General features: G+C 39.6%; 13 protein-coding genes. 11 read left to right on the forward strand and 2 right to left on the reverse strand.

The features are described from left to right. Positions 1-158: 158 nt before the first annotated feature. Genes RM541_RS12770 through RM541_RS12780 form a run of 3 tightly spaced genes read left to right on the forward strand, consistent with a single transcriptional unit; the run spans position 159 to position 3818 of the window. Complete coding sequence (locus tag RM541_RS12770; protein ID WP_311500531.1) at positions 159-1295, forward strand: hypothetical protein; 1137 nt, start codon at positions 159-161, stop codon at positions 1293-1295. A 27-nt stretch (positions 1296-1322) separates the two neighbouring features. After that, positions 1323-2936 (forward strand): BCCT family transporter, encoded by a 1614-nt coding sequence (locus RM541_RS12775; RefSeq protein WP_311500532.1) that lies wholly within the window; start codon positions 1323-1325, stop codon positions 2934-2936. A 21-nt stretch (positions 2937-2957) separates the two neighbouring features. Beyond that, a complete protein-coding gene (locus RM541_RS12780; RefSeq protein ID WP_311500533.1) occupies positions 2958-3818 on the forward strand; it encodes a universal stress protein in 861 nt (286 codons plus the stop codon). Between the two features lie 8 nt (positions 3819-3826). Here RM541_RS12780 and RM541_RS12785 read toward each other — a convergent pair whose 3' ends face one another. After that, entirely contained in the window at positions 3827-4510 is a 684-nt protein-coding gene (locus RM541_RS12785) for a site-2 protease family protein (protein ID WP_311500534.1), read from the reverse strand. 199 nt (positions 4511-4709) lie between these two features. Between RM541_RS12785 and namA the strand changes: the two genes are divergently transcribed. From namA to RM541_RS12800, 3 genes are all read left to right on the forward strand, one after another. Next, positions 4710-5780 (forward strand): NADPH dehydrogenase NamA, encoded by a 1071-nt coding sequence (gene namA, locus RM541_RS12790; protein ID WP_311500535.1) that lies wholly within the window; start codon positions 4710-4712, stop codon positions 5778-5780. A gap of 44 nt (positions 5781-5824) precedes the next feature. After that, on the forward strand, positions 5825-6529 hold the full coding sequence (locus RM541_RS12795) for an SGNH/GDSL hydrolase family protein (protein WP_311500536.1): 705 nt from the start codon (positions 5825-5827) through the stop codon (positions 6527-6529). A 101-nt stretch (positions 6530-6630) separates the two neighbouring features. Next, a complete protein-coding gene (locus RM541_RS12800; protein ID WP_311500537.1) occupies positions 6631-7647 on the forward strand; it encodes a M28 family metallopeptidase in 1017 nt (338 codons plus the stop codon). Between the two features lie 144 nt (positions 7648-7791). Here the strand turns inward: RM541_RS12800 and RM541_RS12805 are convergent, their stop codons facing one another. Then, a complete protein-coding gene (locus RM541_RS12805; RefSeq protein WP_311500538.1) occupies positions 7792-8436 on the reverse strand; it encodes a protein-L-isoaspartate(D-aspartate) O-methyltransferase in 645 nt (214 codons plus the stop codon). A 233-nt stretch (positions 8437-8669) separates the two neighbouring features. Here RM541_RS12805 and RM541_RS12810 point away from each other — a divergent pair, with 233 nt between their 5' ends. The 5 genes from RM541_RS12810 to RM541_RS12830 all read left to right on the forward strand — a co-directional run bounded on the left by RM541_RS12810 (position 8670) and on the right by RM541_RS12830 (position 14246). Beyond that, on the forward strand, positions 8670-9629 hold the full coding sequence (locus RM541_RS12810; protein WP_311500539.1) for a Gfo/Idh/MocA family protein: 960 nt from the start codon (positions 8670-8672) through the stop codon (positions 9627-9629). A gap of 147 nt (positions 9630-9776) precedes the next feature. Then, positions 9777-10667 (forward strand): 3-hydroxyacyl-CoA dehydrogenase family protein, encoded by an 891-nt coding sequence (locus RM541_RS12815; protein WP_311500540.1) that lies wholly within the window; start codon positions 9777-9779, stop codon positions 10665-10667. Positions 10668-10963: 296 nt separating this feature from the next. After that, on the forward strand, positions 10964-12199 hold the full coding sequence (locus RM541_RS12820; protein WP_311500541.1) for a DUF1015 domain-containing protein: 1236 nt from the start codon (positions 10964-10966) through the stop codon (positions 12197-12199). A gap of 2 nt (positions 12200-12201) precedes the next feature. Then, positions 12202-12861 (forward strand): YggS family pyridoxal phosphate-dependent enzyme, encoded by a 660-nt coding sequence (locus tag RM541_RS12825; RefSeq protein WP_311500542.1) that lies wholly within the window; start codon positions 12202-12204, stop codon positions 12859-12861. Positions 12862-12875: 14 nt separating this feature from the next. Beyond that, positions 12876-14246: an exonuclease domain-containing protein gene (locus RM541_RS12830; RefSeq protein ID WP_311500543.1), complete on the forward strand. Its 1371-nt coding sequence runs from the start codon at positions 12876-12878 to the stop codon at positions 14244-14246. Positions 14247-14574 lie beyond the last annotated feature (328 nt).

Here is a 14574-nt window from a genome sequence, read left to right on the forward strand (position 1 = left end):
CAGACCGATTCTTAGAGAATTCCAGTTCTTCCTCTCAAATAAACTCGACATTTTGGAAAACTCTACTGACAACAAGAATTAACAAACATTTAGATTGGAGATTTATTTTTTTTAAACCATTCAAATTAACTTGAAAATTGGCTCTTAAAAACCTGAAGATGTTGAATTCCTTTCACCGACTCTTTCTATTCCTTTTTTTAGGTAGTTTTTCCCATTCTTCCATTCAGGCTCAGGAATCTCCTGAAGTAGATATTGGTGGAGCATTACGTTTTAATTACAACCTCTCTTCATGGAAACCTGAACAAAAAAACCGGGGAGGTGATTTTGGCTATGATATGTTCAGGATCAATGCCGTTGCTGCTTATAAAGGAATTTATGTCAATGCAGAATTCCGCCACTATTCAGAAGCCTTTGGTGGAGGAATGTTGAAACAGGGATGGTTTGGCTATAAGTTTGACGAATTCAGGGAACTTCAGGTAGGTCTCACTCAGGTTCCTTTTGGAATACAGCAGTATAATTCCCACAACTGGTTCTTTAACCTTGGATACTACATGGGCCTGGAGGACGACCATGACATGGGGGTAAAATACCAACATTTCGGCGAAAACTTTGAATATCAGATCGCATACTTCAAAAATGCTGAAGAATTACGATTTGGTGATGCCTCACCCGTTTCTTATAGCAGGTATTCTTATGATGTGGCGGGGAACAATAAAGAGGTTCATCAGGGAAATATAAAGCTCCTCTACAACTGGGGGGATAGCTTGCGGTCAGGTTTGGGAGCATCTGCACAATACGGTGGACTTTATAATATCATCACTAAAAAAACCGGAAATCATTATGCTTTTGCGGTACACTATGAGGCAGATTACAAACTGTGGAACTTAAAGACAGAAGTTATGCTGGTTTCACACAACCCCAAAAATGAACCCGATAGTTCTGAAGAAGTTATAATTATGGCTGCCTATGGTGCACCTTACGAAGTTGCAGCGGATTTCAATCTCTACACTGCTGCCATTGCACGAAATGTTCCGGTAAACTGGGGACCTGTTTCAAATCTGCAGTTTTACAATGATTTTGGATACATGCAGAAAAAGGAGAGCTCTTTTGAAGATTCCTTTATGAACGTCACCGGAATTCTGGTCACAGCAGGAAACTTGTATACATATATAGATTATGCTGCAGGATATAATCACTCCTGGCTGGGTGGCAATTTTGTAGATGATTTTGCTGCGGGAAATCCCGATGCGAAATGGGAGGCGAGGTTTAATATCAACTTCGGTTATTATTTTTAAATTACAGGAAAGTTAAATATTTCAACTATGGCTAAAAAGATTATAAGGAGTGACGAACGAAAATCAATTTTTGGTCTGGACGTGAATGGTCCTGTTTTTTTCACTTCTTCTATTATTATAATAATTAGTATTGCTTTAACCTTAATCTTCAGGGAAGAGGCCGAAGGTTATTTTGATGCAATTCAGGATTTTGTTGCCAATACCGGAGGTTGGTTCTTTGTACTTTGTGTGAATATATTCCTCATTTTCGTGCTCTACCTTGCCTTCAGCAAATTCGGAAATATCAGGATAGGAGGAAAAGATGCCAAGCCTGAATTTAAAACCCTCTCCTGGTTTGCCATGCTCTTTAGTGCGGGAATGGGAATAGGTCTGCTCTTTTGGAGTATAGCCGAACCAATTACGCATTTTATGAGTCCTCCTCTTACAGAAGGTGGGACTCCCGCAGCTGCACAAGAGGCGATGAATTTCACCTTTCTACACTGGGGCTTTCATGCCTGGGGGGTATATGCCCTGGTTGGACTTTCTCTTGCCTATTTCACCTATTCACATGGCTTGCCGCTCACAATTCGATCTGTTTTTTATCCTGTTCTGGGGGACAAAATCTACGGAAAAAGAGGTGATCTTATAGATATTTTTGCAGTTCTGGCTACGCTTTTTGGGTTAGCCACTTCCCTGGGATTTGGGGTGCAACAAATAGCCGCCGGTCTTGCTCATGTCTTTGGTTTAGACAGTGGTATTACTACACAAATAAGCCTTATAGCCGGAATTACAGCTATTGCTACCCTTTCTGTTGTATTGGGAGTTGACAAAGGAGTAAAATTCCTGAGTGAATGGAATATGAGAATTGCGGTTTTATTGTTGTTGCTTGTGGTAATTTTAGGACCAACTATCTTTATATTTCAATCTTTCGTTCAAAACACGGGAAGTTACTTTTACAGTTTTCTTGAAATATCATCCTGGACAGAAAGCTATACCGGTAATAACTGGCAAAATGCATGGACAGTTTTTTATTGGGGCTGGTGGATAGCGTGGTCTCCATTTGTAGGTATGTTCATAGCCCGTATTTCCAAGGGCCGGAGTATTCGGGAGTTCATTCTGGGAGTTCTCATTGTTCCTTCCCTTATCACATTTTTCTGGATTACAGCTTTCGGCAGCACGTCTATACAGCAGGCCCTTTTGGGAAATGATACTATTGTAAATGCCGTTAATGATAATGTAGCTACTGCGTTATTTGTATTTTTAGAAGACTTTCCTTTTTCTGGTGTGTTGAACATCATAGCAGTAATTCTTATTGCCGGCTTTTTTGTCACGTCCTCTGACTCAGGTTCCCTTGTGGTAGACAGTTTAACCTCGGGAGGAAAAATTGATGCTCCTGTGGGCCAGCGTATTTTCTGGGCCGTGGCCGAAGGAACCATTGCAGCTGTTCTACTAATAGGGGGCGGGCTACAAGCCCTGCAGACTGCATCCATAGTTACTGGCTTGCCTTTTGCCTTTATTCTCCTTTTTATGTGCTATTCTCTTTATACGGGACTGCGGGATGAAAACATAAAATCAGAAGAGAAAAAGGCGCAGAAGGAGCTGGAAAGTTATGAAAATACCATTTCAGAAATTATCAGGAAAAGAAGCACACACAAACATTGATAATAAGAAATAAAATTAATCATGAAAAAGATCAAAAATATCCTCGTCGCACTTGACCTTTCCGCACTGGACGAAAAACTTATTATGTATGCTTCCTTTCTAGCTGAAAGGCTTAATGTGGAAAATGTATACTTTGTACATAACATCAAAAAATATGAAATTTCTGAACTGTTTTCTGAACATCTAAAAGACATAAACCTGGATGAGGTGATTGGAGATGAGCTGAATGAGAAGGTTAAAGAGCATTTTAAAGCACGTGCGAATTGGGATGTGTTTATTTCTGAAGATCCATACAGTGAGTCGCTTATCAAATACGTTGTGGAGAAATACTCCATCGATCTGGCAATTGTAGGGAATAAAAAACATGAAAACGGTACAGGTGTCGTCAGTGGTAAGCTGCTGCGGTTGCTTAAATGTGATATCGTTACAGTTCCAAAATTAGCAAAGGAAAAGATCAACACCATTTGGGCCGGAACAGATTTCTCCCATGATTCCAGAAAAATTTTCAGGGTAACTAAAGATCTTCAGGAAGGTCATGATTCCTCCTTAAAAGTAGTTCATGTTTACAGTGTACCACTACAGTTCTCTCCTTATGTTTCTGCAGAAGAGATGGGCCCTCAGGTTAAAAAACATGTTCATGAAAAATATAATAAATTTATTAAAAAACTCAATTATTCTGAACCTATAGAACCTCTTATCTTATTGGGAAGAGAATCGGGGGCAGCAAAGAAGATACTGGCAAATACCAAAACCTCAAAAGATGTGGACCTCCTGGTAGTTTCTGATAAAGGAGGAAACACTTTTTCTCCTTTTGCCGTGGGAAGCGTTACTGAAGAATTGTTCAACTCCAATTTAGAGGTACCTCTCTGGGTTGTTAAATAAGCAATGATTTAAAGAGGGATCCTAGGATAATTGTGAATTTCTTTTTCCTCTCCCTCTTTGCTATTAACAACCTTACTCGGCCTGTTTTCCTGTGCAACAAAGCGCGCTTTTTCAATGGCTTCTTCTTCCTCTTTAAAACTATGGATCATTTTGTTCTCATGATCCAATACATGCCACTGTTTACCATCCTCGTTCCACTGAATGCGATAGGTTCTTTCCATTATGACCTCATCTTTTCCCCGGATAAGGTCCAGAATAATTTTTCCGTCACTGTAGTTCCCGTCCGGATAAGGCATAGGTAAAATTGCGAAAAAAATGTAATAAAGTGAAAAATAGGTAAACTGGTAAGTGGCAATTCCCTCCTCAAAATAACCATTTTCTACCAGCATCATTACAGCTATTGTTGACAATAGATTAAACAATGCTCCTCCTGAAAATATAAGAATATTAGCCAGTTTCTCTTTACGTCTAATATTTTCAAAGGTACATACCCCATACCAGAAATAATATTTTCGTACTTCAAGCATTCCCAACCGAAAAAGTGGCTTTCCGGTTCCTACGGTAACTTTTATATTTTTTCCTCCCATGAGCCACGCGAAAAAGACGTGTCCTCCTTCATGAAGAATTGAAATAACCGGCATTAGGATAAAGAACGCCAGTATAAATTTAGGTATGTCACTTATTCCAAACATTATCTTTCCCGCTATTCTATGAAAGGTACAATTTTGGAATTGGCATTTTTCATAAATAAAGATTAAAGACGCACATGAACATTTTAAAATTTAAACTGATATCTTAAATTTATAAATATTTATTTATAAATGAATCAAAAGCATTTCGATCTCTATCTGTTTCTGTTATCTTTAGCTGTAAACTGAAATCAGGAATTGAATGTCTTTATTATTTTCACCTCTTACAATTAAAGAAATTGAAGTTAAAAATCGAATTACCGTATCTCCTATGTGCATGTACAGCAGTAAAGACGGGTTTTCCAACAACTGGCACATGGTACACCTTGGAAGCCGTGCAGTAGGTGGCGCCGGGCTCATTTTTACTGAAGCTGTTGCGGTCTCTCCAGAAGGCCGAATTACTCCGCACGACCTGGGAATTTGGAAAGATGAACATATCAATGGATTAAAAGAAATCTTGGAGTTTGTCGAATCTCAGGGAGCAGTTATTGGCACCCAACTTGCCCACGCAGGTCGTAAAGCGAGCACAACGCCACCCTGGGAAGGAGGCGCCCTTCTGGACAATAAATCCGGTGGCTGGAATACCCTTGCTCCCAGCCCGATTCCGTTTATAAATAATAATCCGTTACCAAAGGAGCTGGATGATACCGGAATTAAAAAAGTAATTACCGACTTTAAAGCTGCGGCAAAAAGAGCTGTAAAAGCCGGATTTAAAGTAGTGGAAATCCATGCTGCTCATGGGTATTTACTGCACCAGTTTCTGTCGCCCATAAGCAATCAAAGAAATGACAATTATGGAGGAGGCTTTGAAAATAGAATTCGTTTACTTCTGGAAGTTCTGGAGGCTGTAAAGAAAGAATGGCCGTCAGATTTGCCAATTTTCGTCCGTATTTCTGCGACAGACTGGGTCGAAGGTGGTTGGGACGAAGAAGAATCAGTAAAACTGGCAAAAATTTTAAAAGAAAAAGGCGTTGATCTTATCGATTGTTCTTCGGGAGGAATGGTTCCTCATGCAAAAATTCCGGTGGAAAAAGGATACCAGGTACAATTTTCAGAAAAAATTAAAACCGAAGCAAATATTGCTACAGGAGCAGTAGGGTTAATTACAAATGCTGAAGAGGCAGAGAAAATCCTCACCCACGATCAGGCTGATCTTATATTCATGGCACGGGAGTTCCTCCGGGAGCCTTATTTTCCGCTAAAAGCTGCAAAAACATTGGGAACAGACGTTCCCTGGCCTCCTCAATATGACCGCGCAAAACCGAGGGGATAAAATTCAATTAATTATATTTCGAATAACGCAAAACTTAGATTTTTATGAAAAAAAGATTGTTATCTACATGTATCCTGCTGCTAATTGGCTTTAACCTGTTTGCGCAAAGAGAAGAATACAAAGAACTTATGAGCCAGGATTGGGCGAATTTAAAAAAGTACCGAGAGGCCAATGAGAGCATCGTTAAAAATGGCAATTATCCCCAGGTAGTCTTTATGGGGAATTCGATTACCGAAGGTTGGGTGAATATGCATCCGGAATTCTTTTCTGATAACAACTTCGTCGGAAGGGGAATTAGCGGGCAAACCACTCCGCAAATGCTTATCCGTTTTATGCCAGATGTTGTGGATCTCAAGCCAAAAGCGGTCGTTATCCTCGCCGGAACTAATGATATTGCCGGTAACACTGGATTTTCTTCAGTAAAAATGATTACAGATAATATAAAGGCGATGTCCCAGCTTGCCGAAGCCAATGGAATAAAAGTGATCCTGAGTTCTATCCTTCCTGTATATGATTATCCCTGGCGCCCGGGTCTGGAACCAGTCTCGAAAATTGCCAAAATTAACGAGTGGCTTAAAAATTATGCTGAAGAAAATAATTATGTTTACCTGGACTATTTTTCTGCACTAAAGAACGAAAAAGAAGGCATGAAGATGGAATATGCTGAAGATGGCGTCCATCCCACAAGTGCCGGATACGATGTCATGGAACCTTTGGCAAAAGAAGCCCTTCAAAAAGTATTAAAATAGGAACAGAAGCTTACCGAGAATCGTTTTCGGCACGAAATCTGAAGGAAATAATCCCGAAAACGGCTATCTTGCCGCACCCAAACCACAAATTTATAATATTTATGAAGAAAATTCTTTTTCTGGCGCTAACAGCCAACTTTCTTGCCTGCGGTACGCAACCTAAAAATGTGGAAAACGCAAACCCTATGGAATATGCCAACACTATTACTGCTGAAGAGTTAAAAGAACATCTCTACACCTTCGCCAGTGACGACTTTGAAGGGCGTGAAACCGGTGAACCGGGCCAGAAAAAAGCTGCTGAATATCTTAAAAATGAATATCAGAAATTGAACATTCCAGCACCAATGGGAGACGATGATTACTACCAGGAAGTACCTTCCAGCGTCTTTCGTGGTGATATTAAAGATTCTGAAAATGTAGTTGCTTATTTCAAAGGCAGTGAAAAATCTGATGAACTATTGGTAATTTCTTCACATTATGACCATGTGGGAATGGATGCCGAAGGAAACGTTTTTAATGGTGCAGATGACGATGGCTCCGGGACAGTGGGTATTCTTGAAATAGCCGAAGCTTTTGCTAAAGCCAAAGAAGACGGCTACACTCCAAAAAGATCTATTCTTTTTCTTAATGTAACCGGTGAAGAAAAAGGGCTGGTAGGATCAAAGTTTTATACAGATAATCCCATTTATCCTTTAGAAAACACTGTTGCTAACCTTAACATAGATATGATTGGGAGAATAGATCCTGAACACAAAGGAAATGACAATTATGTCTATCTTATTGGCAGCGATAAACTCAGCACAGATCTGCATGAACTAAGTGAAGAGGTTAACGAAAACTATATGAACGTTGATCTGGATTATACTTATAATGACGAGAATGACCCTAACCGTTTCTATTACAGAAGTGACCACTATAACTTTGCAAAAAACAATATACCGATTATTTTCTATTTTAACGGAGTTCATGAAGATTACCACAAAATTACCGATACTCCAGATAAAATTGAATATGATGCCCTGGCGAAACGAGCAAAACTTGTTTTCCTTACCGCCTGGGAAATTGCAAACCGTGACGAAAGGTTAGTAGTTGATAAAGCAACAGCTGCTTCAGAATAAAAAAATTTGAATTGCAGAAATCAAGCCTCACAAAAGTGGGGCTTTTTTTATAAAAGCTGTTTAATGTTTCTTGTTCTTTGTTTTCGATATTATGCTAACTACGAACTATAGACCATGAACTACAGACCATGAACCACAAACAATTTAATTCTTGTCTTCCAGCAAAGGCACAAACCTAAAATCACCGTACTCTTTTTTATCAAATTCGGTATCAGATTTCCTGGTAAATAAGGTCATAACCTGTACGCCCTGCCCAATTGGGATTACCATCTTCCCTCCTACTTTCAGCTGGCCCAGCAACGTTTTTGGTAAAAAGGGTGCACCTGCAGTTACAATAATTTTATCAAAAGGAGCATATTCCGGCCATCCCTTGTAACCATCCCCAAAACTCAGTTGTTTTGGACGATAGCCAATTTTCGCCAGGAAGTTTTTTGTCTTCTTATAAAGCTCCCGCTGCCTTTCTATACTATATACTTTCGCACCAAGTTCGCACAAAACAGCAGTTTGATAACCACTTCCGGTTCCGATTTCCAAAATGGTATCAGTCCGGGAAACCTCAAGAAGTTCAGTTTGAAAGGCTACGGTATAAGGCTGGGAAATGGTTTGATCTGCAGCTATAGGAAAAGCTTTATCCTGGTACGCATGATCTTCAAAACTACTGTCCATAAATAAATGCCTCGGAATTTTTCCAATGGCTTCCAGCACCTTTTTATCGGTAACACCTTTTCTTTTTACAGTATCTACCAGTTGCTGTCTTTTTCCTTTATGTCTGAAGTTATCCTTTTGCAATTTATGAAGTTTTGGAAGCATAAAATTAAGAAAATATTCACATTGCATACAAACAAATTGGCGGGGTATTATAACAGAATCTTTTAAAGTATTTATTCTCAAAATACTATTTTTGCAGTAAACTGCTTCTGCTTTAAGGTAAGCCCCACGAAGCATCAAGAAGAAATAATTTTCAATTTCGAGCCAAACCTCGGAGAATTAAAATCTCGATTATCGAGTAAATCCTGAAAACTATGCTAAAAGTAGGCGTTCTGGGTGCCGGCCACCTGGGAAAAATTCATTTAAAACTTCTCAACCAATCCGAAAAATTTGATCTAATAGGCTTCTATGATGCCAATGAAGAAAATGCCTCTAAAATTGAAGAGGAATTCGGTTATAAAAAGTTTAGCAGCCTGGATGATTTAATTAAATCCGTTGAAGTTGTAGACGTGGTCACCCCTACCCTTTCTCATTTTGAAGTTGCGAAAAAGGTGATCTCCGCAGGGAAGCATCTTTTTATTGAAAAACCTATTACCAATACTTTTGAAGAAGCTCAGGAACTTATACAATTGGCTAAAAAAAGCAACGTAAAAGGCCAGGTAGGCCATGTGGAGCGTTTTAATCCTGCTTTTCAGGCTGTGGTTTCCCGTATTGAAAACCCGATGTTTATTGAAGCGCACCGCCTTGCAGAATTTAATCCGCGCGGGACAGATGTTCCGGTAGTGCTGGATTTAATGATCCACGATATTGATGCTATTTTAAGCGTGGTAAAATCTGAAGTGAAAAATATCAGCGCAAGCGGAGTTTCAGTAATTAGTGACACTCCGGATATCGCGAATGCCCGTATAGAATTTGAAAATGGCTGTGTGGCGAATTTAACGGCAAGCAGAATTTCACTTAAAAACATGCGAAAATCCAGGTTCTTTCAGCGGGACGCTTATATCTCTGTAGATTTTCTGGAGAAGAAATGTGAGGTTGTAAAAATGAAAGATGTTCCGGAAAATCCCGATGATTACGCTATGATCCTTCAAAATGCTGAAGGAGTCAAAAAACAGATTTATTTTGATAACCCCTCTGTTTCGCCAAATAACGCCATTTTACAGGAACTGGAAACTTTTGCAGACGCGATAAATAATAATACAGAACCTATAGTAACACTGGAACAGGGCGCAAGGGCTTTAAAAGTGGCTAATCAGGTGATAGCAAATTTCTAGCAGTTCGTGGTTCAGAGTGAAGAGTGAAGAGTGAAGAGTACAAGTTCAAAACTGATTTGAGCATAATGCTCCCCTCCATTTTAAGGAGGGGTGGCCGTAGGTCGGGGTGGTTTTTTTCTTGCAGTACAAATTTTTAAAATATTTAATATGAAAAACATAGCAGTTATAGGTGCAGGGACAATGGGCAACGGAATTGCTCATACTTTTGCACAATTTGGATATAAAGTTCAGTTAATAGATGTTTCCAAGGAAAACCTTCAGCGGGGAATGGATACTATTAACAAAAACCTGGACAGAATGGTGGCGAAGGAAAAAATTTCCGAAGCACAAAAAGAGGAAACGCTTAGCAATATAACTCAGCAAATCGACATTCCTTCAGGAGTAAAAAATGTAGATTTAATAGTAGAGGCAGCGACAGAAAATCAGGAACTGAAACTGAAAATTTTCAAGCAACTGGACGGTATTTGTTCAAAGGATACTATTTTGGCATCGAACACCTCCTCCATTTCCATTACGCAAATTGCTTCCGTGGTATCTAATCCGGAAAGGGTAATTGGGATGCACTTTATGAACCCGGTGCCGGTGATGAAACTGGTAGAAATTATCCGCGGCTATAATACCAGCGATAACATCACCAAACAAGTAATGGAACTGTCTGAAAAGCTGAACAAAGTTCCTGTGGAAGTGAACGATTATCCCGGTTTTGTTGCAAACAGAATTTTGATGCCCATGATTAATGAAGCTATAGAAACGCTTTACAATAGAGTCGCCGGAGTTTACGAAATCGATACGGTTATGAAACTGGGAATGGCGCACCCAATGGGTCCGCTTCAGTTAGCAGATTTCATCGGGCTCGACGTATGTTTGTCTATTCTTGAAGTGATGCATGACGGTTTTAAAAATCCGAAGTACGCTCCTTGTCCGTTGTTGGTGAATATGGTGAGAGCAGGAAAATTTGGCGTGAAGTCCGGAGAAGGTTTTTATGACTATTCAGAAAATAAAAAAGCCGAAAAAGTTTCGCCGCAGTTCAGTTCGTAACGACATGCCGAAAATTGCCATTTTCGGCATACCGTCTAACGCCGGTGCCGCGGAGTTTCATGGAAAGGAATCAGAATCAGACCTTATAGGTTTTTAAAACCTTTGAGGTCTCCCTTAAAGAAGACAGTCCCAAAATGGCAATTATCGACGTCCTGTCTAAGAACTTAAGGCCGCAGGCATGGAGGAATATTTTCCTCCAAAAACGCTCCTCCCCTTTTTTCAAGGGGAGGTGGCCGAAGGTCGGAGGGGTCTTTTTCACTTTTAACTCATTAACTTTTTAACTCTACACACAAATCTTGGCAGAAATCCTTCCTTTTAAAGCAGTGCGACCGGCAAAAGCTAAAGCAGGACTTGTTGTTTCCCGCTCTTATCAGGATTATAGCAAAGCAGAAATTGCAGCTCAGCTGAAAAATAATCCCTATTCATTTTTGCACATTGTTAATCCCGAATATAGCCTTCAGGAGGAAAATGTAGGTGAAAGTCGGTTTAAAATGATTAGAGATCGCTATTTGCAGTACAAGGAAGATGGTACGTTTATCACAGACGAGGAACCATTTTACTATGTTTACAAAATTGAAACCCCGCAGAATAGCTGCTGCGGAATTATAGCTGCCGCCAGTGCCCGGGATTATGAGAAAAACATCATTAAAAGGCACGAAGATACCATAGTTCACCGCGAAATACTTTTTAAAGAATACCTGAAAACAGCTGGCTTTAACGCCGAACCTGTTTTACTTACTTTCCCGGATAACAGGAGGATCGACAACCTGATTTCAGAAACCACAAACACCACTGCGGAATATAATTTTACCACCGGCGATGGTGAAACACATCATTTGTGGAAGATTTCAAATCCTGAAGTAGCTGAAAGTCTAAGGTCAGAATTTGCAAATATCGGCAGCCTGTACATTGCCGACGGACATCACCGGTGCGCCTCCTCTGCCCTGTTTGCCAAAGAGAGTCAAATGAATAATCCGAATCATACCGGTAAAGAACCGTACAATTATTTTTTGAGTTACATTATTTCAGAAAGTAGTTTGAAAATTAAAGGCTTCAGCAGACTTGTATCCGATCTTAATTCCCATTCTAAAGAAAAATTTCTTGTTCTTTTGAAAAAAAACTTCAGTATAGAAAATTCCGAAAAAAAAGATCTCGTACCAACAGAAAAACATCAATTCAGCATGTATCTGGATGGCAGGTTCTATTCTCTTCACCTAAAGAAAACCGGGTACAGCCTGGATGATTCCCGCAGCAACCTGGATGCTGTAATTCTGGATGAACATATCCTGAAACCAATTCTTGGTATTCACGATCTGAGAAATGATAAAAGGATTGCTTATTTCCCCGAAAGGGACAATAATGCGGAAATTAAGCGGCAGGTGGACAGCGGAAAATTTGCCGTTGGCTTTGCAATGCTCCCTCCAGATATTGCTGAAATAAAACAAATTGCAGAGGAAAATTTGACGATGCCGCCAAAAAGTACTTATATTGAACCTAAACTGCGCAGCGGTTTAACAATTTACGAGTTTTGATTATGAATATCTCAGAGAATATAAAGAAATATAAAGCCAAATTACCCGAAAATATTAAGCTAGTAGCTATTTCCAAAACCAAGCCAAACGAAGATCTTCTGGAAGCTTATGAAGCCGGTCAACGGATTTTTGGCGAAAATAAAATCCAGGAAATGACCGATAAATGGGAAAGCCTGCCCAAAGATATCGAATGGCATATGGTTGGTCATGTTCAGCGGAATAAAGTAAAATATATGGCGCCGTTTGTTGGCCTGATTCATGCTGTGGATAGTTTGAAGCTGTTGAAGGAAATTAACAAAAGGGCGAAAAACGAAGAGCGCGTTATAAAATGCCTTCTTCAGATAAAAATTGCCGAAGAAGATTCCAAATTCGGAATTTCAAAAGAAGAGGCGACAGAGATCCTAAATTCCGAAGCCTATCAAAAAATGGAAAATACAGAAGTAGTCGGTCTTATGGGAATGGCAACTTTTAGTGAAGATGAAAATCAGGTAAAATCAGAATTTCTGAAATTAAAAGCTATTTTTGACGACTTTAAAGAAAAGTATCCTTCAATGAAAGAACTTTCCATGGGAATGAGCGGCGATTATAAGATCGCGGTAGAATGCGGATCTACGATGGTAAGGATTGGAAGCAGTATTTTTGGGGAACGGAATTATAATTAAACTAAAAGAATTTTTTGTACGCAGTTTTAGACATAGAAACAACAGGCGGGAAGTATAACGAAGAAGGTGTTACCGAAATCGCAGTTTACAAATTCGATGGCCACAAAGTAGTAGACCAGTTTATTAGTCTGGTTAACCCAGAGCAGCCTATACAGCCTTTTGTAGTAAACTTAACGGGCATTAATAACGATATGCTTCGCAGTGCCCCGAAGTTTTACGAAGTAGCCAAGCGCATTGTCGAAATCACTTCAGATTGTATCCTTGTGGCGCATAATGCAAAATTCGATTACCGGATTTTAAGAACGGAATTCCGCAGGCTTGGTTTTGAATATGAGCGCAAATCACTTTGTACAGTAGAACTTTCGAAAAAACTTATTCCGGGTCTTCCCTCCTACAGCCTTGGAAAGCTGGTGAGATCTTTAGGGATTCCCCTTAGTGACCGGCATCGGGCCAGTGGTGATGCACAGGCCACAGTAAAACTTTTTAAGATGTTACTGGCTAAAGATGTAGAAAAAGACGTTCTTAAAGAGCACGTGCGGCTGGAGCCAAAGCGTAATCTGGATACGAAACTCGTTTACCTTCTGGAGGAATTACCGGCTACAACAGGTGTTTACTACCTGCACAATGAGAACGGAGAAATTATCTATATTGGTAAAAGCAAAAACATCAGGAAACGGGTAAATCAGCATTTTACAAACGACCATCCTAAGGCGAAGGAAATTCAAAAAGAAGTTTCTTCGGTTTCTTACGAATCCTGCGGAAATGAACTTATTGCACTGCTCAAGGAAAATCAGGAAATTAAGCACAACAAACCGAAATATAATAAAGCCCTGAAAAAGAACATTTTTAGCCATGCTTTGTATCATCATACCGATGAAAACGGCTATATCAATTTTAAGATTGGGAGGGCAAACGGCCGTGAAAATATTACCACTTTTACCAATTTACGGCAGGCAAAAACTTTGCTGAACAATTGGGTAGAAGAACATCAATTGTGTGAGCGGCTTTCAGGACTGGAAAATGGTACCGGAAACTGTTTTAAGTACAGTATTAAAAACTGCTGGGGAGCTTGTGTTGAAGAGGAAGCTGCATCTGAATATAATCAGCGCGCAAGGGAACTTATCAAGAAATATTCTTATGAAAGCGAGAATATGATCATTATTGACCGCGGCCGTGAAGTAGATGAAAAAACCTTTTTGTTAATTGAAGATGGTGAATTTAAAGGAATTGGATATTTTAACCTGAACCACCAGATCAATAACATCGACATTGTAAAGTCCATTATCACTCCTATGAAAAACGACCGGGACACTCAGCATATTATTCAGAACTACCTGAGGAGAAATAAGAAGCTCAAGGTTGTGCATTTTTCTGAAGCTGAGTAATGTAATGATTTGAAAATTTGAAAATGTGCTGATTCCCTCAGATTACTTTTGTCACACCACCATTGCACTGTCTCTCTAACAGAGCCCGCAACTCCGCTCGCAGCGACATCCTGATTCCTAATTCAATTTAAGATGAAGTCTCTATAATAGCAAGTATTGACCTGAAACGAGCTGATAAAGGGTATTTTCTCCCGCAGATGGCGCAGATTTCCGCAGAGTTTTTCTTCAGAACAGTGAAGGCATTACAAAAATGGCAATTTTCTACCTTTGCCTTCATAACTTAAAATCAGAAATTTTTTTTAATTATTCGTGGATTAGTGGTGGCTAG

This window comes from Autumnicola psychrophila, from assembly GCF_031846645.1.
Lineage (GTDB): Bacteria > Bacteroidota > Bacteroidia > Flavobacteriales > Flavobacteriaceae > Autumnicola > Autumnicola psychrophila.